24 protein-coding genes are annotated in these 20,007 nt (G+C 70.7%); 14 read left to right on the top strand and 10 right to left on the bottom strand.

The window, feature by feature from the left end; all coding sequences use genetic code 11:
- Window positions 1–146: 146 nt before the first annotated feature.
- Window positions 147–527, top strand: a complete 381-nt coding sequence (locus ACIBKX_RS15675; RefSeq protein ID WP_363274706.1) for a helix-turn-helix domain-containing protein — start codon at window positions 147–149, stop codon at window positions 525–527.
- Window positions 528–665: 138 nt separating this feature from the next.
- A complete protein-coding gene (locus ACIBKX_RS15670; protein ID WP_363274707.1) occupies window positions 666–1,352 on the top strand; it encodes a DUF899 family protein in 687 nt (228 codons plus the stop codon).
- 20 nt (window positions 1,353–1,372) lie between these two features.
- Here the strand turns inward: ACIBKX_RS15670 and ACIBKX_RS15665 are convergent, their stop codons facing one another.
- Both ACIBKX_RS15665 and ACIBKX_RS15660 read right to left on the bottom strand, forming a co-directional pair.
- Window positions 1,373–2,287, bottom strand: coding sequence for an SDR family NAD(P)-dependent oxidoreductase (locus ACIBKX_RS15665; protein WP_363274709.1), 915 nt, complete (start codon window positions 2,285–2,287; stop codon window positions 1,373–1,375).
- 70 nt (window positions 2,288–2,357) lie between these two features.
- On the bottom strand, window positions 2,358–3,125 hold the full coding sequence (locus ACIBKX_RS15660; RefSeq protein WP_363274710.1) for an SDR family oxidoreductase: 768 nt from the start codon (window positions 3,123–3,125) through the stop codon (window positions 2,358–2,360).
- A gap of 193 nt (window positions 3,126–3,318) precedes the next feature.
- On the opposite strand from ACIBKX_RS15660, the gene ACIBKX_RS15655 reads away from it, so the two are divergent.
- Complete coding sequence (locus ACIBKX_RS15655; protein WP_363274712.1) at window positions 3,319–3,888, top strand: HAD domain-containing protein; 570 nt, start codon at window positions 3,319–3,321, stop codon at window positions 3,886–3,888.
- Between the two features lie 36 nt (window positions 3,889–3,924).
- Here ACIBKX_RS15655 and sigJ read toward each other — a convergent pair whose 3' ends face one another.
- Complete coding sequence (sigJ, locus tag ACIBKX_RS15650) at window positions 3,925–4,860, bottom strand: RNA polymerase sigma factor SigJ (RefSeq protein WP_363274713.1); 936 nt, start codon at window positions 4,858–4,860, stop codon at window positions 3,925–3,927.
- A 210-nt stretch (window positions 4,861–5,070) separates the two neighbouring features.
- On the opposite strand from sigJ, the gene ACIBKX_RS15645 reads away from it, so the two are divergent.
- Window positions 5,071–5,544 carry a carboxymuconolactone decarboxylase family protein gene (locus ACIBKX_RS15645; protein ID WP_363274714.1) on the top strand — a complete coding sequence of 158 codons (474 nt, stop codon included), beginning with the start codon at window positions 5,071–5,073 and terminating at the stop codon, window positions 5,542–5,544.
- Between the two features lie 102 nt (window positions 5,545–5,646).
- Here ACIBKX_RS15645 and ACIBKX_RS15640 read toward each other — a convergent pair whose 3' ends face one another.
- Window positions 5,647–6,192: a dihydrofolate reductase family protein gene (locus ACIBKX_RS15640; protein ID WP_399375793.1), complete on the bottom strand. Its 546-nt coding sequence runs from the start codon at window positions 6,190–6,192 to the stop codon at window positions 5,647–5,649.
- Window positions 6,192–7,556 carry an MFS transporter gene (locus ACIBKX_RS15635; protein WP_399375827.1) on the bottom strand — a complete coding sequence of 455 codons (1,365 nt, stop codon included), beginning with the start codon at window positions 7,554–7,556 and terminating at the stop codon, window positions 6,192–6,194. The genes ACIBKX_RS15640 and ACIBKX_RS15635 overlap by 1 nt, the downstream gene beginning before the upstream one ends.
- A 184-nt stretch (window positions 7,557–7,740) precedes the next feature.
- Here ACIBKX_RS15635 and ACIBKX_RS15630 point away from each other — a divergent pair, with 184 nt between their 5' ends.
- The 8 genes from ACIBKX_RS15630 (at window position 7,741) to ACIBKX_RS15595 (ending at window position 16,189) form a co-directional block, all read left to right on the top strand.
- Window positions 7,741–8,337, top strand: a complete 597-nt coding sequence (locus ACIBKX_RS15630) for a TetR/AcrR family transcriptional regulator (protein WP_363274717.1) — start codon at window positions 7,741–7,743, stop codon at window positions 8,335–8,337.
- The gene (locus tag ACIBKX_RS15625; protein WP_363274718.1) at window positions 8,334–8,801 is read left to right on the top strand and encodes a GNAT family N-acetyltransferase; all 468 of its coding nucleotides are present in this window, start codon (window positions 8,334–8,336) and stop codon (window positions 8,799–8,801) included. The genes ACIBKX_RS15630 and ACIBKX_RS15625 overlap by 4 nt, the downstream gene beginning before the upstream one ends.
- Before the next feature lie 97 nt (window positions 8,802–8,898).
- Window positions 8,899–9,510: a dihydrofolate reductase family protein gene (locus ACIBKX_RS15620; RefSeq protein ID WP_363274719.1), complete on the top strand. Its 612-nt coding sequence runs from the start codon at window positions 8,899–8,901 to the stop codon at window positions 9,508–9,510.
- 123 nt (window positions 9,511–9,633) lie between these two features.
- Window positions 9,634–10,047, top strand: a complete 414-nt coding sequence (locus ACIBKX_RS15615; protein ID WP_363274720.1) for a peptidase inhibitor family I36 protein — start codon at window positions 9,634–9,636, stop codon at window positions 10,045–10,047.
- Between the two features lie 157 nt (window positions 10,048–10,204).
- Entirely contained in the window at window positions 10,205–12,946 is a 2,742-nt protein-coding gene (locus ACIBKX_RS15610; RefSeq protein ID WP_363274721.1) for a discoidin domain-containing protein, read from the top strand.
- A gap of 130 nt (window positions 12,947–13,076) precedes the next feature.
- Complete coding sequence (locus tag ACIBKX_RS15605) at window positions 13,077–13,817, top strand: FHA domain-containing protein (protein ID WP_363274722.1); 741 nt, start codon at window positions 13,077–13,079, stop codon at window positions 13,815–13,817.
- The gene (locus ACIBKX_RS15600) at window positions 13,814–15,406 is read left to right on the top strand and encodes a protein kinase (RefSeq protein ID WP_363274723.1); all 1,593 of its coding nucleotides are present in this window, start codon (window positions 13,814–13,816) and stop codon (window positions 15,404–15,406) included. Before ACIBKX_RS15605 ends, ACIBKX_RS15600 begins: the two co-directional genes overlap by 4 nt.
- Before the next feature lie 75 nt (window positions 15,407–15,481).
- Window positions 15,482–16,189 carry a DJ-1/PfpI family protein gene (locus ACIBKX_RS15595; RefSeq protein WP_363274725.1) on the top strand — a complete coding sequence of 236 codons (708 nt, stop codon included), beginning with the start codon at window positions 15,482–15,484 and terminating at the stop codon, window positions 16,187–16,189.
- On the opposite strand, the gene ACIBKX_RS15590 is transcribed toward ACIBKX_RS15595, so the two are convergent.
- Window positions 16,186–16,806 (bottom strand): dihydrofolate reductase family protein, encoded by a 621-nt coding sequence (locus ACIBKX_RS15590; protein ID WP_363274726.1) that lies wholly within the window; start codon window positions 16,804–16,806, stop codon window positions 16,186–16,188. The genes ACIBKX_RS15595 and ACIBKX_RS15590 overlap by 4 nt on opposite strands.
- A 237-nt stretch (window positions 16,807–17,043) precedes the next feature.
- On the opposite strand from ACIBKX_RS15590, the gene ACIBKX_RS15585 reads away from it, so the two are divergent.
- Entirely contained in the window at window positions 17,044–17,346 is a 303-nt protein-coding gene (locus ACIBKX_RS15585) for a metalloregulator ArsR/SmtB family transcription factor (RefSeq protein ID WP_363274727.1), read from the top strand.
- Window positions 17,343–17,735 (top strand): VOC family protein, encoded by a 393-nt coding sequence (locus ACIBKX_RS15580; protein WP_363274728.1) that lies wholly within the window; start codon window positions 17,343–17,345, stop codon window positions 17,733–17,735. The genes ACIBKX_RS15585 and ACIBKX_RS15580 overlap by 4 nt, the downstream gene beginning before the upstream one ends.
- A gap of 36 nt (window positions 17,736–17,771) precedes the next feature.
- On the opposite strand, the gene ACIBKX_RS15575 is transcribed toward ACIBKX_RS15580, so the two are convergent.
- The 4 genes from ACIBKX_RS15575 to ACIBKX_RS15560 all read right to left on the bottom strand — a co-directional run bounded on the left by ACIBKX_RS15575 (window position 17,772) and on the right by ACIBKX_RS15560 (window position 19,860).
- The gene (locus ACIBKX_RS15575; RefSeq protein WP_363274729.1) at window positions 17,772–18,230 is read right to left on the bottom strand and encodes a pyridoxamine 5'-phosphate oxidase family protein; all 459 of its coding nucleotides are present in this window, start codon (window positions 18,228–18,230) and stop codon (window positions 17,772–17,774) included.
- Window positions 18,231–18,294: 64 nt separating this feature from the next.
- Complete coding sequence (locus tag ACIBKX_RS15570) at window positions 18,295–18,921, bottom strand: glyoxalase (RefSeq protein WP_363274730.1); 627 nt, start codon at window positions 18,919–18,921, stop codon at window positions 18,295–18,297.
- A gap of 2 nt (window positions 18,922–18,923) precedes the next feature.
- On the bottom strand, window positions 18,924–19,307 hold the full coding sequence (locus tag ACIBKX_RS15565; RefSeq protein WP_363274731.1) for an AraC family transcriptional regulator: 384 nt from the start codon (window positions 19,305–19,307) through the stop codon (window positions 18,924–18,926).
- A gap of 142 nt (window positions 19,308–19,449) precedes the next feature.
- Window positions 19,450–19,860: a VOC family protein gene (locus ACIBKX_RS15560; protein ID WP_363274732.1), complete on the bottom strand. Its 411-nt coding sequence runs from the start codon at window positions 19,858–19,860 to the stop codon at window positions 19,450–19,452.
- Between the last annotated feature and the right edge of the window lie 147 nt (window positions 19,861–20,007).

The raw sequence follows: 20,007 nt of genomic DNA, 5'->3' as shown, positions 1-20,007 counted from the left end.
GTCCTTCTCCTCGGGAGCGGGCACGGGTCGGCCGTGCCGAAACCGCGGACGACCGGCCCGCCCGTGCTCTCTTGTGGTTACTCGAGAACCGTAGGAGAGTGAGGCCCGACCTGGAAGAACGCACTTTTCGGTGACTGAGGAACCTCATGGTGACCAAGCAGTTCAGCGGCTCGCCCGACGAAGCGGATCTACGGCGCGCGGACTCGCTGGCACGGGAGATCTTCTCCGACGTCGCCAACAAATGGGCGCTCCTGATCATCGCCGCGCTCGGCGAAGGCACCCTGCGCTTCGGCGAGCTGCGGGGCGAGATCGAGGGCATCAGCCACAAGATGCTGACCCAGAACCTGCGGATGATGGAACGCAACGGTCTGGTCGACCGCGAGGTGCACGCCACCGTGCCGCCACGGGTCGAGTACACGCTCACCGAGGCGGGCCGTGCGCTGCAGCAGACGGTCCACCACATGTGCGACTGGACGCACCGCTACCTCGGCGACATCGAGGATTCGCGCCGGCGGTTCGAGAGCTGAGCCGGTATCTCGTGCTTGCCCCCCTCACCGGCATCACCGCCCTCCACTTGCGCGGCGGGACGGGCGACCGATGAATTGGAGGAACGGGCGGGGTCTACACCTGCAGACCGCAATCCGCAGAGGAATGTGTGAGGGGCCATGAGCGACAACGCACTACCACCCGTCGTCGACACCGACACCTGGCAGCGTGAGATCGACGCGCTGCTCGCCCGGGAGAAGGCCGCGACCAGGGAACTCGACGCGATCGCCGCGCAGCGCCGCCGCCTGCCGATGGTCAGGATGCCCGACTACACCCTCGAAGGGGAGGACGGCCCCGTGCGTCTGGCCGACCTCTTCGACGGCAAGAGCCAGCTGATCGTCTACAACCACATGTGGTTCGAGGGCGAGGAATGGCAGTGCTCGGGCTGCACGGGGTTCACCTCGCAGTTCGCACGGCTGGGCTTCCTGGACAACTACGACGCCCGCTTCGTCATCGTCACCCAGGGCCCGATCGACGAGGCACTCGAGTACAGGCGCCGGGTCGGCAACAAGATGACCTGGTACTCCACGGCGAACAGCCCGTTCGGCACCGACGTCGGCGCACCGCCCGGCGGAGGGTTCGCCGTCAACGTGTTCCTGCGCGACGGCGACACCGTCTACCGCACCTGGACCACCAGCGGCCGCGGCGTCGAGCAGCTCGGCTACTCCTTCGCGCTGACGGACGTGCTGCCGTACGGGCGGCAGGAGGAGTGGCAGAACGTGCCCGACGGCTGGCCGCAGTCACCGACGTACAGCGGTTGGCCGTCCTCGAAGGACATCGCGGCGCTGTACGGCCCAGAGAGCTAGCCGCGCCGGCCAGGGGGCCGTCAGGGGGCCATCCCCACGAGCCGCGCACTGTCGGTCCACAGCGCCTGCGCCACCGTCTCGCTGCGGGCCAGTTCGGACGGCTCGGGCCAGGTGAGCCGTGAGCGCCGCAGGGAGGCGTGGGTGCGGCCGTCGGGCGGTTTCACCGTCCCGAGGGCGATGTCGGCCAGGGTGTTTCCGGCGGCGGTACGGGTGTTGAAGGACGGGTTGAGCCGGCGCAGGAGGCGCCCGAGGACCGGCGAGCCGAGCAGCGACCAGGCCGTCCGCAGGGGGAGCGACAGGTTCTGGGCCAGCCCGGTGCCGAAGACCTGGCCGGGGTCGTAGGCGACCGCGGTCAGGTGCCGCGCCTTGGCCTCGGGCTGCCCGGACAGCGAACGGATCGTGAGTACGGCGCACAACTTCGAGGCGGTGTAGGCGTGTTGGCCCGCCGTGCGCGGCCGGGAATCGAGGGCGGGGTCGCGGTCGGGGTGCGCCAGGAGATCGGCGTCGGCGTGCCGCGGCGTCGCGAGCCCCGCGCGGTTGGCGGGGTCGTGCGTGCCGCTGGTGGTGAGCAGGACGGTGGCGCCGTCGGCCAGGGCGGGCAGCAGGAGGCGCAGCAGCAAGTAGTGCGCGAGGTGGTTGACGGCGAAGGCGGTCTCGTAGCCGTCGACGGTCCGTCCCGCGGTGTCGGGGCGGATCACACCGGCGTTGAGCACCAGCGCGTCGACGGGAGCGCCGCGCAGCCGTTCACGGACGGAGGTCGCGAAGTCACGGACCGAGTCGAGTTCCGTCAGATCGAGCGGAACCGCCTCGCCGCTCCTGGGCGCTGTCGCGCGCCGCGCGCCCAGAATCAGCCGGGTGCCGCCCGCCCGCGCCAGCCGCTCGGCGGCAATCGCTCCGAACCCTGAAGTGCCGCCCGTCATCACGATCGTCGACACGTCGCCGCCTCCTCGGAACCGGCCGGACCGAGACGCCGTCAAGCGTAGGCCAGCCGCTGAAGTTCTCGCATCAAGTACGCAGATGTGACGCGCCGTTGAGGTCAAGGACGGTCCCGGAAGCCCATTCCGCCTCCGGCGAGGCGAGCCACACGACGGCCGCGGCGATCTCGGCGGGTTCGGCGACGCGGCCGAAGGGGCTCTGCTCCCGGATGGCCTCGCCCTCGGCACCGGTGAGCCGCCCGGCGACGCGCTCGGTGGCGAAGAAGCCGGGGGCGACGGAGGCGACGCCGATGCCGTAAGGGGCCAGTGACACGGCAAGGGACTGCCCCAGCGCGTGCACCGCCGCCTTGGTGGCTCCATACGCCGGGTGATCCGGCTCGCCGCGGAAGGCCCCGCGGGAGCCGACGTTGACGATCCGGCCGCCCCCGCCCTGGTCGATCATGCGCCGTGCCGCGAGATGACTCAGGTTCGCCGTGCCCAGCAGGTTCACGGCGACGTGCTGCTGCCAGAGGGCGACCCAGTCCTCGTACGACGTCTCGGGCAGCGGGTGGCGGATGTTGACGGCGGCGTTGTTCACCAGGACGTCGACGCCGCCGAGCACGTCGGCCACGGAGTCCATCACACAGGCCGCGCCCGCGGGATCCGAGAGATCGCCGCCGACCAGGGCGTGCCCCGTACCGTCGAGGGAATCGAACGTCTCGCGGGCGGCGTCGGCACGGGAACCGTAGTGCACGGCGACACGATCGCCCCGAGCGGCGAACGCCTGCGCCACGGCCCGCCCGAGGCCACGCGCGGCACCACTGACAAGGACACGTCGCCCCGATGCGGGCAGAGTCATGAGGGTCGGCCTCTCGATCGGCGGGCGCGGATGAGCGCGGGTACACCGCACGGTAACGGCAAGAAGATCATGAACGGAACTCCGGGCGTGCCGTGCGGGAGCGGATTAATGGGCGGTCGGGGCCGGAGGCCGAGGCTAGGCTCAGCGGCCCGTAGGGCCAATCGGCCGACGCCATCGGGAAAGGAGCGCGCGCATGCGTCAACGCCCCCTTCTCTACCTCGACGTCGACGGCCCGCTGAATCCGTACGCGGCGAAGCCGCACCGCCGTCCGGAGGGGTACACGACCCACCGTATGAAGCCCGAGGGCTGGATCGCCCGGCACCCCGGTGAGCCGCGGAACCGTGTGAAGCCGCTGCGGGTGTGGCTCAACCCGGAGCACGGTCCCCGGCTCCTCGCCCTGGCGGAGCTGTACGACCTGGTGTGGGCGACGACGTGGGTGGCGGAGGCGAACGTCTTCATAGCGCCCGTCATCGGACTCCCCGAACTGCCCGTGGTGGAGTGGCCGATGAGCACCGGCACGCCCCCGGACGATCCGCCCTCGGACGGCACCTTCTGGAAGACCCGCCACCTCGTCGCGCACGCCACCGGCAGACCGTTTGCCTGGATCGACGACGAACTCGGGGGCGCCGACCGCGCTTTCGTCGCGGCGCACCATGACCGTCCGGCGTTGCTGCACCATGTGGACGCGCGACTCGGCCTGCGTGACACCGACTTCACCGCGCTCACCGCATTCGCGCACCAACTGCGAACCGCAGCAGCCTGAGAGTGGCGGCCACCCGCCGCCACTCCGCCCCGCGCATCAGCACCCCGTCCAGGGCCGAAGCTTCTCCGGATTCCGTACCGCCCAGAAGTGCTTGATCCGGCCGTTCGTGACGTCGAACGACATCACCGTCATCGTCACGCCGTACAGCTGGACGACCAGTCCGGGCTGGCCGTTCACCGTGCGTTCGAGGAGCTTCATCTCGGGTGCCCGGCTCATCAGGAAGACCAGGTGGCGTGCGATCTGCTCGCCGCCGCCGGTGGGAGGCGCGGCGCTGGCGAGGCCGCCGCCGTCGCTGATGCCCGTGGCGTCCGGATCGAGCAGGCCGATGAGGGCGTCGATGTCCTTCGCTTCCCACGCCTGCTTGAAGTTCCGGATGACGGCGGTGTGCTGGGCGGACGGTGCGGGCGCCGTCCGCAGGGCGCGGAGGCGGCGCCGGGCCGAGGTGGCGAGCTGTCGGCAGGCGGCCGGCGTGCGGCCGACGATGTCGGCGACCTCGGGGAAGGGGTAGCGGAAGACGTCGTGCAGGACGAACGCCACTCGTTCCGCCGGAGTCATGGACTCGAGTACGACGAGGAAGGCCATGTTGATCGACTCGTCGAGGGTGATGTGGTCGGCGGGGTCGCCCACTGCGGGATGCGACCGGCCGCCGATCCAGTCGGAGTGCCCCGGCAGCGGCTCCGGGAGCCACTCGCCGACGTACTGCTCGCGCCGGGCCCGCGCCGAGCCGAGCTGGTCGAGACATATGCGGCTCGCGACCTTGGTGAGCCAGGCCGCGGGGGTCTCGATGGCACGCTGCCGGGCCGGCGTCATGGCGTACCAACGGGTGTACGTCTCCTGGACGACGTCCTCCGCGTCCGCCAGGGAGCCGAGGAGGCGGTAGGCGAGCCCGAGCAACTGCCGCCGCTCGTTCATGATCACGCCAAGCCCCGGATCGAGCGCTCCGTCTGCTCCTGCCTCGGACGAGATGGTCATCGTTGTCGCCGCTCCTTCTGCCGTACGCGTATACGCCTTCATCGCCTTGAACGCCTGAACGCCTTGCCGCCTTCAACGCCTTCATCCGTACGACGAAGCAGGACCCCGAAATGTGATGGGGCCTTCGCCGCCTCACACTCCGCCGCGCTGTCTCGTCGAACTGCCGGGACGGACGAACACCGTCCCGGCACACCGGCAAAGGAGAACCACATGGACGCCCGATTCAACTTCCACGGCAACCCGGTCGCGGCCAGGGCCATGAAGCACCTCGTCTCGACGGGCAAGGCGATAGCGGAGAGCAACGTGCCGCGCTCGACGCTGGAGCTGACGATGCTCCGCGCCAGCCAGATCAACGGCTGCGGCTTCTGCGTGGACATGCACACCAAGGACGCCGCGGAGGCGGGCGAGACCGCTCAGCGGCTCCACCTGGTCGCGGTCTGGCGCGAGGCCAAGGTCTTCACCGACGCCGAGCGGGCCGCGATGGAGCTCGCGGAGGAGGGCACCCGCATCGCCGACGCGGCGGGCGGCGTCTCCGACGAGGTCTGGGCGAACGCGGCCAAGCACTACGACGAGGACCAGCTCGCCGGTCTGGTGACGGTCATCGCCCTCATCAACGCCCTGAACCGGGTCAACGTCATCACCCAGCAGCCCGCGGGCGACTACCAGCCGGGCCAGTTCGGCTGATCGGCGCCGCACGCCGAAGCGACGGCGGCCGGACACCGAATCCCCGGTGCCCGGCCGCCGTTGTGGCACGGTGACGTGCGGCCCTGCCCATGCACCGCCGCTTCACGCCGAGTAGATCAACGCGACCGTGCCGGACGAGAACGTTCTCGCGCTGCGCAGGGTCAGCTGCCTCGGTTCGGCCACATCGGCGAACATCGAGCCGCCACGCCCGACGACCGCCGGATTCAGCTTCAGCCAGTACTCGTCGACAAGGCCCGCCGCCACCAGCGAACGCACGGTCCGGACACCGCCGAACACGACCAGGCCGCCACCTTGACCGGCCTTCAGCCGCCGGACCTGTTCCACTCCGTCGCCTGCGGCCAGGGCCGAGTTCTCCCAGGCGCTGACATCGGCGTCGCCGCCCGTCGAAAGCACCACCTTCGGAGTGGTGTTCAGCCAGTCGGCCAACTCGCCCTTCTGGGCCGTCCAGTGAGCGGCCATCACGGGGAACGACTTGCGCCCCACGACGATGGTGTCCGTCACGGCCCGCAGCTCCGCCGTCAGTTCGGCGTCGAGCTCGGGGTCGTCGACCATGAAGTCGAGGTCGTTCTCCGGCCCCGCCATGAATCCGTCGACGGTGACGGAGCTGAAGACGATCAGTGATCTCATCATGTCTCCCGGTGTGTCGGAGTTGCCCGGTCGGACGTCTGCCGAGGTCGCCGCGCCAGCGCCACCTGCGCCACCAGCGCCGCCCCGAGCGCCGTCGCCGTCGCGAACGTGAGGCCGCGGGTGATGCCCTGACCGCTGGTGCCCGAGATGCTCGCCGCGGCCAGACTCGAGGTGAGGGCCACCCCGAGGGCGGCCCCGAACTCATGGAACGTACTGAGGATTCCGGAGGCGATGCCCGCCTCGTGGTGTGCCGCGTCCGCCAGCGTCGTGGTGGACGCGCCGACGTACACCGCGCCGAGCCCGACCGCCGCGACGCTCATACCGGCCACCATCGCGGCCGTGCCGTCCAGCAGTGCCGGTACGGCCGTTCCGAGCGCCGTCACGGCCAGCGCCACGACCGAGACGGGGCGCGCGCCCAGCTGCCCGATGACGCGGCCCGCCACTTGGGCGCCGATCATCGTGCCGACGGCGACGGGGAGGAACAGCAGCCCGGTGGCGAGCGCGCCGTACCCGTGGAGGTGCTGGAGGTAGAACGTGCCGAGGAAGAACACGGAGATCATCAGCGCCGTACCGACGAAGATGAGGAACGTCCCGGAGGCGACCGAACGGCGGGCCAGCAGGGCCGGGTCGATGAGCGGGTTCCGCGCGGTGCGCTGGCGCAGGGCGAACAGCCCGCACAGCAGCACGGCCACACCGATCGGCAGCAGCGTCGACGCGGTGGTCCAGCCGTACGTCCCCGCGTTGATCAGCCCGTAGACCAGGCTGCCGGTGCCGCCCGTCACGAGGGCCGCGCCGAGTGCGTCGATCCGCCCGGCCGGCTGCGCGGACGGCTCGTCGGCCGGGCCGCGGGCCAGCACCACGAGGACGAGCACACCGATCGGTACGTTGATGTAGAAGGCCCAGGGCCAGCCCGGCCCGGCGGTCAGCACGCCGCCGAGCAGCACGCCGAGCGCGGCGCCCGCGCCGCCGAGCGCGGACCAGATGCCCAGGGCCTTGTTGCGTTCCTCGCCGTCGAAGAGCTTCACGACGAGGGAGAGGGCCGCGGGGGAGAGCAGGGCGGCGCCGAGGCCCTGCGCCACCCGGCCGCCGAGCAGGACGCCCGCGTTCCCCGCGAGGCCGGTGACCAGGGACGCCACCGTGAAGAGGGACAGCCCCGCGATGACGACCGCCCGGCTGCCGAAGAGGTCGGCGCTTCTGCCGCCCAGCAGCAGGAAGCCGCCGAAGGCGAGCGTGTACGCGCTCACCACCCAGGTCAGCGAGGTGCGCGTCAGGCCGAGGTCCTCGCCCATGTGGGGCAGCGCGATCGCCACGACGGTCACGTCCAGGATCAGCATCAGCTGGGCGACACCGAGCAGGGCGAGCATCAGCCAGCGCCCCGGTGCCGCCGAATCGCTTCGGGGACCGGCGGGCCGCGAGCCGGAGGGCCGGGGTCCAGAGGCCTGGGAGTCCATCTCCGCCTCCACTAACTTGAACATCACTGTTCGAGTAATTACGGCTAGACTAACTCGAACAGCGGTGTTCAACAAGCAGCGGCCCTCAGGAGAACCGATGACCGACTCGGCAGTCCGTCCCGAGAACCAACGCGCCGACGCTCGCCGCAATCGGGCGACGATCGTGGACGCCGCGGTGAAGTGCCTGAGCCAGGACCCGGACACGAGCGTCGGGGAGATCGCGCGAGTGGCCGGCGTCGGCAGAGTCACCCTCTACGGTCACTACCCGACACGCGCGGACCTCGTGGACGCCGCCTGCGTCCATGCCATGGAGCAGGGGGAGGCGGTGCTCGCCGAAGTCGACCTCGACGGCGGCCCCGAGCAGGCGCTGACCCGGCTGATCGCATCGACCTGGATGCTCGTCGAGCGCTCCCGCTCGCTCCTGGCCGCCGCACAGAAGGCCCTGCCCCCCGACCGGATCCAGACCCTGCACGCCGAGCCGATGCGCCGCGTCCTGCACCTGCTGGAGCGCGGCCAGGGCGAAGGCGTCTTCCGTACCGACCTCCCCGCCTCCTGGCTGGTCAGCGTCATGCACAACGTGATGCACGGCGCGGCACAGGAGGTGAACGCCGGCCGGCTGCGGCCCGACGACGCGGCCGGGTTCATCGCCGCGACGCTCATCGGTGCGTTCCGCGCCGGGGGAGCGGCCCGATGAGCGGCACCGGGGAGGTCCGCATCCGCCGGGCCGGCCCCGAGGACGCCGAGACGGTGCTGACGCTCGTACGCGAGATCGCCGCCCACCAGAACCAGTCCGAGCACGTCACCACCACCGCGGCACGCTGGCGCACGGCACTCGCCCGCCCGGACGTCACGGTCCTCCTGGCCGAGCGCGACGGAGCACCCCTCGGATACGTGTCGGCCCTGCGCCGCCCGCATCTGTGGGGCGGATCGGACGTCCTCGCCCTCGACGACCTCTACGTACGCCCCGACTCCCGTGACGCGGGCATCGGCCGGACCCTGATGACCGCGCTGTCCCGGACCGCGGCCCCCGAGCGCCTCACCATCACCTGGGGAGTGCAGCCGGACAACGAAGCCGCCCTCCGCTTCTACGACCGCCTCGGCGCCACGCTGCGCACGAAGGTCGTCGCCAGCTGGCCGCGGGACCGCCAGCCGGAGTGAGGGCGCGAGCCGCCGCGCAACTCGGCCCGGCAGCGGGCAGAATCGGGAGACGGGGTCGCAGAGTCAGTCACCGGGGCCGAAGAGAGAGCGGTGCGTGATGAAGCTCGTCGTACAGGAGTTCCTGACGCTCGACGGTGTCTCCCAGGGCCCGGGAGCCCCGGACGAGGACACCAGCGACGGATTCACGCGGGGCGGCTGGTTCGTGCCGTACCTCGACGAGGAGTTCGAGCGGCTGGCCGGCGGCTGGCTCGGCGAGGCGGACGCGTTCCTGTTCGGCCGCCGCACGTACCAGAACTTCGCGCGGGACTGGCCGGAGATGACCGGCCACCCCTTCGCCCGCATCCTGAACGGCCTGCCCAAGTACGTGGCCTCCCACGGCCTGACCCAGGCCGACTGGAACCCGACGACGATCCTGTCCGGCGACGTCCCCGCCCAGGTCGCCGACCTGAAGCGGCAACCCGGCCGGGAACTCCAGATCCACGGCAGTGCCCGCCTCGCCCAGTCCCTGCTGGCCGCGGGCCTGGTCGACACACTGCGCCTCGCCGTCGCCCCGGTGATCCTGGGCCAGGGCCGACGCCTGTTCCCGCTCGACGGCACCCCGACCGGTCTCCGCCTGACCGGCCATCAGACGACACCGGGCGGCCTCTCGGTGCACGTCTTCGAGTCGACGGGGGTTCCGGAGTACGGGACCTATGGGGCAGACGCGTAGGGCTCATCGAGTCACGGCTCAACCTCAAGTTCAGGGTGAGAGTTTCCTCGGTGTGCGCGACGCGGTCGCCGAAGACCGTCGAAGAACAGCCGCCGAGGACCGTCAAAGAACAAAGGAGTGTCGATGGGGAAGAAGCTCTCTGCGCGGCTGCTGCTGGTGGCGGCCGCCTCCGTGGCCGCCGGTGCGCTGCCGATGTCGGCGGCGCACGCGGCCGACGGGTACGACCGGTGTCCCGACGGGCACTACTGCATGTTCTCGGGGCTCGACGGCACCGGCGACATGATCGCCCTCACGGGGAACACGCCGGATCTCGCGGCGCTCGGCATGGGCGACCGGGCGAAGTCGGACTGGAACCGCACGCCCTCGACGATCCACCTCTGGTCCGACGCGAACTACACCGGCTGCACGGTCGTCACCTCCGCGGGACCGACCGGCAAGGGCAACTTCTTCCCCGCCTACCGGGACTTCCTGAGCTCGGTCCAGTTCGACGGCCCGGGCGGGGCGAGCTGCGGCACGCCGCCCGGAGAGGGCGGCTGACGCCCCGCCGGCCGCCCGGTACGAGAGCGCGGCCGCGCACCGAAACCCACTCGCACGCCTTCGGGACTTGACCGATCTCGCGTAACTATTGACGCGACTTGTTCAGGAAATTTATGGTCCCTGGACCCTCGCAGGCGAACCAGAGTGACGGAGAACAATGACGTACTCCCTCGGTACGCGGCCGCGTGCCGCCCGAATGACCGCGGTCCTGCTGGCCGGAGCCCTGGTCGCCTGGGTGCCGCCCGCGGCCTCCCAGCCGGCAGAGCCGGGCGCCACAGGTACCACTCCAGGAGCCACCGGCACGAGCTGCCGCGAGAGCGACGGCTGGACGCTCGGCACCACCAGGCCCGACGCGGCCGACACCCACCACGCCTTCGTCGGCAACGGCTACCTGGGCCAGCGCGTGCCGCCCAACGGCGCCGGATACGCCGACAGCGAGGCCAAGACCGGCTGGCCGCTCTTCACCCCGCGCTACGACGGCTCCTTCGTGTCCGGCCTGTACGCGCACAACAAGCGGACCGCCGGGGACCGGCAGGCCGTCGCGGCGCTGCCCACCTGGACCTCACTGAACGTCAGTACCGGCGGGGCACAAGGCGATACGTTCAACTCTTCGACACCGACCGGCCGGATCTCCCACTACCGGCAGTCGCTCCTGCTCCACTGCGGTGTGGTGCGTACGTCGCTGACCTGGACCGCCGTCGACGGCCGCCGCACCGACCTCGTCTACGAGGTGCTCGCCTCCCGCACCGACCCGCACGTCGGCGCCGTACGCATGAGCATGACGCCGCACTGGAGCGGCGAGGCGACCGTCACCGACCTGCTCGACGGCCGTGGCGCCCGGCGCATCCAGCAGACCGGCGGCGGGCACAGGGCGGGCGGCCACCGGACCTCGCCCACCATGGACGTGGCCTTCCGCACGGACGGCACCAAGGTCGACGGAGCCGTGGCCTCCACACTCCGCGCCGGACACGGAGTGCACGAGGCTTCGCAAACCCAACAGGCCGAGCGGGCAGAGGACATGAGCACACGTCAGGCCCTCGCCCTGCCGGTCCGGCGCGGTCAGTCGTACGACTTCACCAAGTACGTCGGCGTCGACACGGCCCTGACCTCCCACGCTCCCCGCCAAGACGCCACCGTCGCCTCCCGGCGAGCCGCCGACCGAGGCTGGCACGCCCTCCTCCGCTCGCACACCGCCGCCTGGTCGCGGCTGTGGCGCAGCGACATCGAGGTGCCCGGACAGCGCGACATGCAGGCCTGGGTACGGTCCGCGCAGTACGGACTGCTCGCCAACACACGTCAGGGCGCCGCCAACAGCATCGCCCCGGCGGGCCTGACCAGCGACAACTACGCGGGCCTCGTCTTCTGGGACGCCGAGACCTGGATGTACCCGAGCCTGCTCGCCACCCGGCCCGAACTCGCCAAATCGGTGGTCGACTACCGCTACCGGACCCGCACCCAGGCCCGGGAGAACGCCCGCGAACTCGGCTACCGAGGTCTCTTCTACCCCTGGAACAGCGGAAGTTCGGGCGATCTGACCAAGGAGTGCCACAGCGTCGACCCACCGCACTGCCGCACCCAGGTCCACCTCCAGTCCGACATCTCCCTCGCCACCTGGCAGTACTACCTGGCCACCAAGGACACCCGGTGGCTGCGCGAACGCGGCTGGCCCGTGATGAAGGGCATCGCCGAGTTCTGGACGAGCCGCGTCACCCGCAACAAGGACGGCAGCTACTCGATCAAGGACACGGCCGGACCCGACGAGTACAGCAACGGAGTCGACGACGCGGTCTTCACCAATGCCGGCGCCGCCACCGCCCTGCGCCACGCCACCCGCGCCGCCGAACTCCTCGGCGAGCGGGCCCCCGCCGACTGGAAGAAGATCGCCGACGGCATCCGGATCCCGTACGACGAGAAGCGCAAGGTCTTCCAGCAGTACGACGGCTACGACGGCAGCACCATCAAGCAGGCCGACACCGTCCTCCTGATGTACCCGCTGGAGTGGCCCATGCCCAAGGGCGCCGCGGCCGGCACCCTCGACTACTACGCCCAGCGCACCGACCCGGACGGCCCGGCCATGACGGACTCCGTGCACGCCATCGACGCCGCCGGAATCGGCGAACCCGGCTGCTCCACGTACACGTACCTGGAGCGTTCCATCAAGCCCTTCGTCCGCGGCCCCTTCGCGCAGTTCTCGGAGGCCCGCGGCGACAAGGCGGGCGCCGAGGACCCCCTGGCCGGGTCACCCGCGCACGACTTCCTCACCGGCAAGGGCGGCTTCCTGCAGACCTTCACCAACGGCCTGACCGGCATGCGGATGCGCGAGAACCGCCTCCGCCTCGACCCGATGCTGCCCCCGCAGCTCGAAAGCGGAGTCACCCTGCGCGGCCTGACCTGGCAAGGACGTACGTACGACATCGAACTCGGCGCCCACCGCACCACCGTGCGCCTCACGGGCGGCGCGCCGATGACACTCGACACCCCGCAGGGCGAGCAGATCGTCAGCAAGGACGCCCCGGCGGTCCTGAAGACCCGCCGCCCCGACCTCACCCCCACCACCAACGCGGCCCGCTGCACCACCGCCACCGCCTCGTCCGAACAGCCCGGCATGTACGCGGGCGCCGCCGTCGACGGCAACACCGCCACGGCATGGGTGCCCGACGGCGCGAAGGGCCGCCTGACGGCCGACCTCACCAAGCCGGTCCGGATCAACAAGGTCACCCCGACCTGGACCGACACCAAGCCCGCCGCCCACACCGTCGAACTCTCCCTCGACGGGCGCCACTGGCATCGCGCTCAGGCGGGCGAAACACGGCTCGCGCGATACGTGCGCGTCACGGTGCGCGGCGACGCGGACGGCGAAAAGCACGCGGGCATCACGGAGTTGACGGTGAATCAATAGCTGCCCTCCGGTGAACCCGGCGGAACCGGGGCCGGTCGGAGTTCCGTCGAAGTCGATGGAGCGGGGTGGGCGGGGTGCTGATGCGACAGCACCCCCACCCCCTCCGGAAGCATCGGGGGAAGGAAGACGCATGTACAGCCTCATCGTCGTGCCCGGACACGACAGCGACTCGTCCGCGCAGATCCGCCTGGAACCCGGCGAGACCCTGGAGTTCGGCCGGACGCCGCCGCCCCGGGACGCCCGCCATCTGACCATCGAGCACGCCGGGGTCTCCCGCGATGCGGGCGTCCTCACGGCATCCGCCGCGTTCTGGACGCTGAGCAACCACAGCGGTCACCAGACGTACGTCGTGGAGAACCCGGAAGGCGCGGGCGAACACATCAAGGTCGGACCGGGGCGGCTCGACGCCCCCGTGCCCTTCGAGTTCTCCCGCGTCGTCCTGCCCGCCGCCGACGAACTGGTCAGCTTCGACGTCTGGGCACCCCGGCACGACTACCTGGACGCCAACTCCCGTACCGGACACGGAGAACCGACCGCCATGGCGTTCCCGCTCGACCGCGGCAAGCGCTACTTCCTCGTCCTGGCCGCACTCTGTGAACCCAGGCTGCGCACCGCCCCGCACGCACCGCTGCCCACCACGGACCAGCTCATCGAACGCCTGCGCCCCGTGTGGCCCGCGGCAGGACGCGCCTCGGTGCAGTGGAACATCGACTACCTGGCGGTGAAACTCCGCCTGAAGCAGCCCCCCACCGCCGCCGACAGCGGACCGCGCCTCAACGGCAAGAAGGAGTCACTCGTCTCCCTCGCCCTCCGCTTCGACCTCGTACGCGAGGACGACCTCGCCGTGCTGCGAGAGGCGGTGGCCGCATGACGCAGGATCACTTCGCCTTCGCCGACCAGCCGTTCGCCGTGGAGGTGCCCTACGGCTACCGGGTCGGGAACTGGGAGGTGCGCGAGCCGATCGCCTCCGGCGCCTTCGGCTCCGTCTACGCGGCCCGCCGCACGGAACCCGACACGGACGGACTGCCCGCCGAAGCCGCCCTGAAATTCCTGCCCACCGGCAGCCGCACCCCGCGCCAACTCCGCCACCTCCAGGAACTGGCCGACCGCGAACTGAAGTTGCTGAGCAAACTGCGACGCCCCCGGCTGATCCGGATGTACGAGGCGCTGACCGTCGACGACCCGGAGAACCCCGCCCTCGACGGCGCGACGGTCATGGCCCTGGAGCGCGCCGAAGGCTCCCTGGACACCCTGATCGCCCGCTCGGACCCCGGCCCGCTGCCCTCCGGGGGCCCGATCCTCGCCCAGATCTGCGAGGGGCTGTCCCAACTGCACCGCGCGGGCTGGGTACACGGCGACCTCAAACCCGGCAACGTACTGCTGCTGCGCGAGGCCCAGGTCAGGCTCGCCGACTTCAACCTCGCCGCCGAGATGGAGGGCACCCACGCCTACTCCCTCGCCTTCGCCACCCCCGACTACACACCGCCGGAACTGCTGTGGGCCGAGATCGGCGAGCGCGGACAGCTGATCCGCCCCACCGCCGACATCTGGGCCTTCGGCGTCGTCGCCCACCTCGTCCTCACCGGCACGCTGCCCTTCCCGGGCACCACGTCCGCCGCCCGCAAGGACGCCCTCCTGCGGTACGCCCGAGGCGCCGAAGAGCTCCGCCTCTCACCCGAACTCCCCGCCCCCTGGCGGGAGATCGTCACCGACTGCCTCGCGCCCACCCACGAGCGGCGCGCCCCGCACTCCTCGGAATCCCTGCTGCGCCGCGTCGAAGAAGCCGCGGGAACGGACCCCGCACCCCGGCTGCCCCGACTGCGCCCGTGGCCGCTCCGCCCGCGCCGCCGCCGCACCGCGGTGGCCGCCGCACTCGCCGTGGCGGCGGTCCTCGGCGGCACGGGCTACGGCATGGCCACGCTGACGACGGGCACCGGCTCGCCGAACCCGCCGGCACCCAAGCCGGTCGCCCCCGCCTCCTACGGCGCGAGCGAGCTGACCATGTCCGCGGGCGTCCCCGTGAAGTACCGCAAGCTCATCGTGGACGCCGCCCACGACTGCCGCGAGAAGACCGTCACACCGGCGCTGGTCGCCGCCCTCCTCAAGGTCGAGTCCGACTTCGACCCGGACCTGAAGGACACCGCCACCAACGAGTACGGCATCGCCCGCTGGTCCCCGGACGTCCTGCGCTACTACCTGCCGGACACACAACGCCCCGAACATGGCGACCCCAAGCCGCCCTTCCCGCCCAAGACGTCCATCCCCGCGGTCGGCCGCTACCTGTGCCAGATCGCCCCACGCCTGTGGAGCACCGTCCCCGGCGACCGACGCGTACTGACCGCCGTGGCCTACCGCACCTCGTTCGGCACGGTGAACAAGGAGGGCGGAGTACCGGAACGGCACCGCGAGTACGCCGAACGGATCGCGCACTACTTGAAGAAGTACACGCCCGAGGCGTGAAGTCGAGTTGGGTGCACGGGAACTGACGGTGTGTTCTCCCCGACCTCTGAGACGAACCGGATCTCGGAGGTCATCATGGAACGCCGTACGTTTCTGCGCGCCTCGGCGCTGTCTGCCGGCACGGCCGGTGGGCTGGGCGCCCTGGCGGCAGGCGCGCCCGCCGCTTCGGCGGCGAACCCGCTGCGGGTACAGGTGCTGATGTTCGACGGGGTGGAGGAGCAGGACTTCGTCGCCCCGGTGGAACTGCTGGGCATGGCCGAGAAGTTGAGCCGCTGGGCGGTGAAGACGACCATGGTCACGACCGGCCGTCCGGGGACGGTCACCTGCACCTACGGCACACGGGTCGAGGTGCCGGGGGCCTGGTCGCCCAGAGAGGCGGACGTGCTCGTCATACCCGGCGGGGGCTACGCCGACAAGACGGGCCCGGGATTCCACCGGCTCATCGCCGACCAGGGCTTCCTGAGCGGACTGGCCGCGGCGGACCTGCTCCACGCGGGCATCTGCACCGGCACGATGGTGCTGTCGGCCGCCGGCCTGACCAAGGGCCGCAACGCCACCACGCACTCCCGCGCGAAGGCCGACCTGGCGGCTCAGGGCGCGACGGTGATCGACGCCCGAGTCGTCGACGACGGCGACCTGATCACCGGGGGAGGCGTGACCTCCGGCCTGGACGTGTCGCTGTGGCTGCTCGAGCGTTTCCTCGGCGCGCAACTGGCCCAGCGGGTGGAGACGGTCCTCGAGTACGAGCGGCGCGGCACCGTGTGGCGCCGAGCGGACTCCTAGGCCCGCACCCGGTAGGTCACGTGCGTGACCAGGCCGGCCGCCCGCGACCTCACCTGCTCCAGCTGCAACGGCGGGACACCGTCGAACAGCCGCGTACCGGCACCGAGCGTGAGCGGCGCGATGTGCAGCCGCAGCTCGTCGACGAGACCGGCGGCGAGGTACTGGTTGATGGTGGTCGCACCGCCGAGGACCGACACCTCGCCTTTACCGGCGGCCGCGCGGGCCTGCTCCAGCGCCGACGCGATGCCGTCGGTCACGAAGTGGTAGGTGGTGCCGCCCTCCATGGGCTGCGGCTCGCGGGCGTGGTGGGTGAGTACGTACACGGGCGCGTGGAACGGCGGATCGTCGCCCCACCAGCCGTTCCACCGCCGGCTCCACGGGCCGCGCACCGGCCCGAACATGTTGCGCCCCATGACGAAGGCCCCGGCGGCGAGTACCTGCTCGACCTCGGCGCGGTTCTCGTCGGGGGTGTCGAACATCCAGGCGTGCAACTCACCCCCCGAGCCGTCACCACCGTCGTCCCCGAACGGCCGCTCCTCGGTCTGATGAAGCCCGGCGGAGTACCCGTCGACGGAAACGGTGATGTCACAGACCACGTTGCCGGCGCCCTCGCCCATGCCCCGCACCTCCTCACAGCACGATGTCCACCGCGTCCGCGGATGGGCCCACTGCCCAGCATCGGCATGAACACCGGGGATGGCCACACGGTGGGACGGCCTTAGGGAGGGATGGCCGTACGGCGGGTCGGCCACGCGCCGGGTCGGCCACACGGTTGGTCGGACGCATGGCGAGTCGGCCACACGGCGGCCGGGCTCGACTTGATAGGCAAGTGGATGTTTGCCTATGGTGGAGATGTGGCCGACGACGTCTTCAAAGCCTTGGCCGACCCCACCCGTCGCATCATCCTCGACGAGCTGACGGAGAAATCCGGGCAGACACTGTTCGAGATCTGCTCACGGCTGAGCATGAAACATCAGCTCGGCATCTCGCGTCAGGGCGTCTCCCAGCACCTCTCGGTGCTGGAGGCCGCCGGGCTCGTCGAGACCAGGCGGGAGGGCCGCTACAAGTTCCACGACCTGAACACGGACCCGCTGCGGCAGATAGCCGAGCGATGGCTCGTACCCGACACCCCCAGACCCGAGAAGAGCACTCCATGAAGATCCATCTGACCAGCGTCTTCGTCGACGACCAGGCCGAGGCCCTGCGCTTCTACACCGAGATCCTCGGCTTCGTGAAGAAGCACGACGTACCGGTGGGCGAGAAGGACCGGTGGCTGACCGTCGTCTCGCCCGACGAGCCCGGCGGCACGCAGCTCCTCCTGGAGCCCAGCGGCCACCCGGCCGCCAAGACCTACCGCGACACGCTCGTCCTGGACGGCATCCCGCTCGCCCAGTTCGCCGTGGACGACGTGAAGGCCGAGTACGAGCGGCTGAGCGGCCTCGGCGTCCGCTTCACCCAGGAGCCCGTGGAGATGGGCCCCGTCACCACCGCCGTCTTCGACGACACCTGCGGCAACCTGATCCAGATCGCGACCCAGCCCGAATAGGTCGCATCCAGCAGCCTGCACTGCGGAGGGACTGGCTCAGCCGAGCCAGTCGCCGTCGCGCATCAGGGTCCGTCCCCGCAGTTCATTCGCCTCACGCCAGGCCTGGATGCGCTGCGGGCGGACCCTGAAGTACTGGTAGGGCTCGTCGAGTTCACGCGGATCGAACCCGGTCTTGGCCGCGAACGCGTCGCCCGCCTTGGCGCCGAGACCGGCGATGTCCACCGGCTCGGCGGTTCCGTCGACGATGACGACATCACGGGTCGGCCCGAGACTGAGCCGTACCTGCCCGTCCGCGATCAGGTTGCGGCCGGTGATCGAGGCGCGGGGTGTCGAGATGAGGAACGCGGTCCCGTCCCAGAGATAGGAGAGCGGGACGAGATGGACGCCGCCGGGGGAGCCGGAGGTGGCGACCCAGAGGTCGACGTCGCTCTCCAGCCTCGCGCGGGTGTCCCGCAGCCTCTCCTCGAGGCCACGCGGTGGAACGCCGCCTGTCATGATTCCTGTCTCCTGCCTTCCTGGGGTGATGTCGAGCGGTGGCGCGGTCGTGGTGGCCGGAGGTTCAGGGCGCGGTGGTCGCCGCGGCGGCCTGCCACGCGAACCCGTCCGGGTCGGTGAACGTCCCGGCATCACCACCGAGCACGATCCGGTGCGACCCGGTGCCGTCGGGCGAGACACCGGCGTCCTTGGCGAGGGCACGCCGCCGGTAGAGCGCCAGCTTGACGGGACCGGCCCCGGCGGCGAACTCGACGTACCTGCTGCCGAAGCTCCTTGCCACGGCCAGCCCTTGATCGACGTAGAACTGCTTGCTCGCGGCCACATCCGAGACACCCAGCAGGAGCACGATCTCGTCGAACCGCCGGGTGGCGGGCCCGGAGTCCTTCTTCGCCGAGGTCGCGACCTTCCAGATCGTCCCGTCCGGGGCCTGTACGACACCGCCGTAACCCCACATCGACTTCGTGACGGGCTTGAGCGGCGTGGCCCCGGCGCTGACGGCGGAGTCGATGAGGCCGTTGACGTCGGCCGGCTGGGCCACGGTGAGCGAGAGCGTGAACCCGCGGAAGCCGGTCGTGGGTGCTTCGGAGGCCCGCAGACGGATCTGCGAGTCGAGACCGAAGGCGGTCGTGTAGAAGTGGTGCGCGGCTGCGGTGTCGGCCACGTCGAGGGTGACGGTTTCGATGAATGCCATGCTCAGCAAGCTAGTTGGGACTCCATGGCTGGCGCTTCTCGAATCCTGATCGGTGTGGTTGCCGGTGTGGTTGCCGGTGCCGGTGCCGGTGCCGGTTCCGGTTCCGTCAGGGAAGGCGCCGATGCAGCCGAGGCGGCATGGTGCAGCAGCGTGTTCGCCCGCTCGTTCCGACGGGCTGTCAGGTACGCGTACGGAGACTGGCCGTAGGCCTGTTGGAACGCGCGGCCGAGGTGCGCGGCGGGCATGTTCGCGTCGCGGGCGAGCGCTGCGACGTCCAAGGGCCGCATGTACTCCCGGTCGATGCGGTCGCGGACGCGGCGCAGTCGCGCGAGGTCGGTCAGCCGTTGTGCGGTGATGCGTGCGTGTGCCCATGCCGGGTGGCACATGAGGGCAACTCCTTCATCGTGGGCGGCGGGTGCATACCTGGCTGCGGCGGCCACCATCGCGAACTGGTCCGCGATGCCGGCCGCCGTGTGATGCGCAGTTGGTCGGGACACAGGCGTGGTGGCCGGTTCGGCACCGGAGGGCTCAGCGGAGTTCCTGGATGCGGATGAGGTTGCCGGCGGGGTCGCGGAAGGCGCAGTCGCGGATCCCGTAGGGCTGCTCGGTGGGCTCTTGGACGACTTCGGCGTCGGCTCCCCGAACCTTCTGGAAGGTGCTGTCGAGGTCCCGTGTGGCGAGCAGGATCCAGCCGTAAGTGCCTTTGGCCATCATCTCGGTGATGGTGCGGCGCTCGTCCTCGGTGATGCCGGGGTCGGCGGCGGGCGGTGCCAGAAGGATGGAGGTGCCGGGCTGGTCGGCGGGGCCGACGGTGATCCAGCGCATCTTGCCCTGCCCGATGTCGCTGCGGACTTCGAAGCCGAGTGCGTCGCGGTAGAAGGCGAGGGACGCGTCCGGGTCGTCGTGCGGGAGGAAGCTCGTATGAATGCTGATGTCCATGAAGGTCAGGCTAAGCGCGCTTCGTTGACCTGCGCTTCTTGAATCATGACCAGTCGTGGTGGTTGGGGTGGGGGGTGGTGTGGTGGAGGTGGTGGTTGAGGTTGTGGGTGGTGTGGGTGGGGTGTTGGTGGGCGTGGGTGAGGGTGG

The organism is Streptomyces sp. NPDC050658 (assembly GCF_044457025.1).
Taxonomy (GTDB): domain Bacteria; phylum Actinomycetota; class Actinomycetes; order Streptomycetales; family Streptomycetaceae; genus Streptomyces.
The sequence above is the reverse complement of the archived record's forward strand: the minus strand, read 5'-3'. Positions and strand labels throughout refer to the sequence as shown.

What these genes read in the sequence shown, in the direction of transcription:
- ACIBKX_RS15675 (WP_363274706.1), top strand. Translation starts at nt 147, where the DNA reads ATGGTGACCAAGCAGTTCAGCGGCTCGCCCGACGAAGCGGATCTACGG.
- ACIBKX_RS15670 (WP_363274707.1), top strand. Translation starts at nt 666, where the DNA reads ATGAGCGACAACGCACTACCACCCGTCGTCGACACCGACACCTGGCAG.
- ACIBKX_RS15660 (WP_363274710.1), bottom strand. Translation starts at nt 3,125, where the DNA reads ATGACTCTGCCCGCATCGGGGCGACGTGTCCTTGTCAGTGGTGCCGCG.
- ACIBKX_RS15655 (WP_363274712.1), top strand. Translation starts at nt 3,319, where the DNA reads ATGCGTCAACGCCCCCTTCTCTACCTCGACGTCGACGGCCCGCTGAAT.
- sigJ (WP_363274713.1), bottom strand. Translation starts at nt 4,860, where the DNA reads ATGACCATCTCGTCCGAGGCAGGAGCAGACGGAGCGCTCGATCCGGGG.
- ACIBKX_RS15645 (WP_363274714.1), top strand. Translation starts at nt 5,071, where the DNA reads ATGGACGCCCGATTCAACTTCCACGGCAACCCGGTCGCGGCCAGGGCC.
- ACIBKX_RS15640 (WP_399375793.1), bottom strand. Translation starts at nt 6,192, where the DNA reads ATGAGATCACTGATCGTCTTCAGCTCCGTCACCGTCGACGGATTCATG.
- ACIBKX_RS15635 (WP_399375827.1), bottom strand. Translation starts at nt 7,556, where the DNA reads ATGCTCGCCCTGCTCGGTGTCGCCCAGCTGATGCTGATCCTGGACGTG.
- ACIBKX_RS15630 (WP_363274717.1), top strand. Translation starts at nt 7,741, where the DNA reads ATGACCGACTCGGCAGTCCGTCCCGAGAACCAACGCGCCGACGCTCGC.
- ACIBKX_RS15625 (WP_363274718.1), top strand. Translation starts at nt 8,334, where the DNA reads ATGAGCGGCACCGGGGAGGTCCGCATCCGCCGGGCCGGCCCCGAGGAC.
- ACIBKX_RS15620 (WP_363274719.1), top strand. Translation starts at nt 8,899, where the DNA reads ATGAAGCTCGTCGTACAGGAGTTCCTGACGCTCGACGGTGTCTCCCAG.
- ACIBKX_RS15615 (WP_363274720.1), top strand. Translation starts at nt 9,634, where the DNA reads ATGGGGAAGAAGCTCTCTGCGCGGCTGCTGCTGGTGGCGGCCGCCTCC.
- ACIBKX_RS15610 (WP_363274721.1), top strand. Translation starts at nt 10,205, where the DNA reads ATGACGTACTCCCTCGGTACGCGGCCGCGTGCCGCCCGAATGACCGCG.
- ACIBKX_RS15605 (WP_363274722.1), top strand. Translation starts at nt 13,077, where the DNA reads ATGTACAGCCTCATCGTCGTGCCCGGACACGACAGCGACTCGTCCGCG.
- ACIBKX_RS15600 (WP_363274723.1), top strand. Translation starts at nt 13,814, where the DNA reads ATGACGCAGGATCACTTCGCCTTCGCCGACCAGCCGTTCGCCGTGGAG.
- ACIBKX_RS15595 (WP_363274725.1), top strand. Translation starts at nt 15,482, where the DNA reads ATGGAACGCCGTACGTTTCTGCGCGCCTCGGCGCTGTCTGCCGGCACG.
- ACIBKX_RS15590 (WP_363274726.1), bottom strand. Translation starts at nt 16,806, where the DNA reads ATGGGCGAGGGCGCCGGCAACGTGGTCTGTGACATCACCGTTTCCGTC.
- ACIBKX_RS15580 (WP_363274728.1), top strand. Translation starts at nt 17,343, where the DNA reads ATGAAGATCCATCTGACCAGCGTCTTCGTCGACGACCAGGCCGAGGCC.
- ACIBKX_RS15575 (WP_363274729.1), bottom strand. Translation starts at nt 18,230, where the DNA reads ATGACAGGCGGCGTTCCACCGCGTGGCCTCGAGGAGAGGCTGCGGGAC.
- ACIBKX_RS15570 (WP_363274730.1), bottom strand. Translation starts at nt 18,921, where the DNA reads ATGGCATTCATCGAAACCGTCACCCTCGACGTGGCCGACACCGCAGCC.
- ACIBKX_RS15565 (WP_363274731.1), bottom strand. Translation starts at nt 19,307, where the DNA reads ATGTGCCACCCGGCATGGGCACACGCACGCATCACCGCACAACGGCTG.
- ACIBKX_RS15560 (WP_363274732.1), bottom strand. Translation starts at nt 19,860, where the DNA reads ATGGACATCAGCATTCATACGAGCTTCCTCCCGCACGACGACCCGGAC.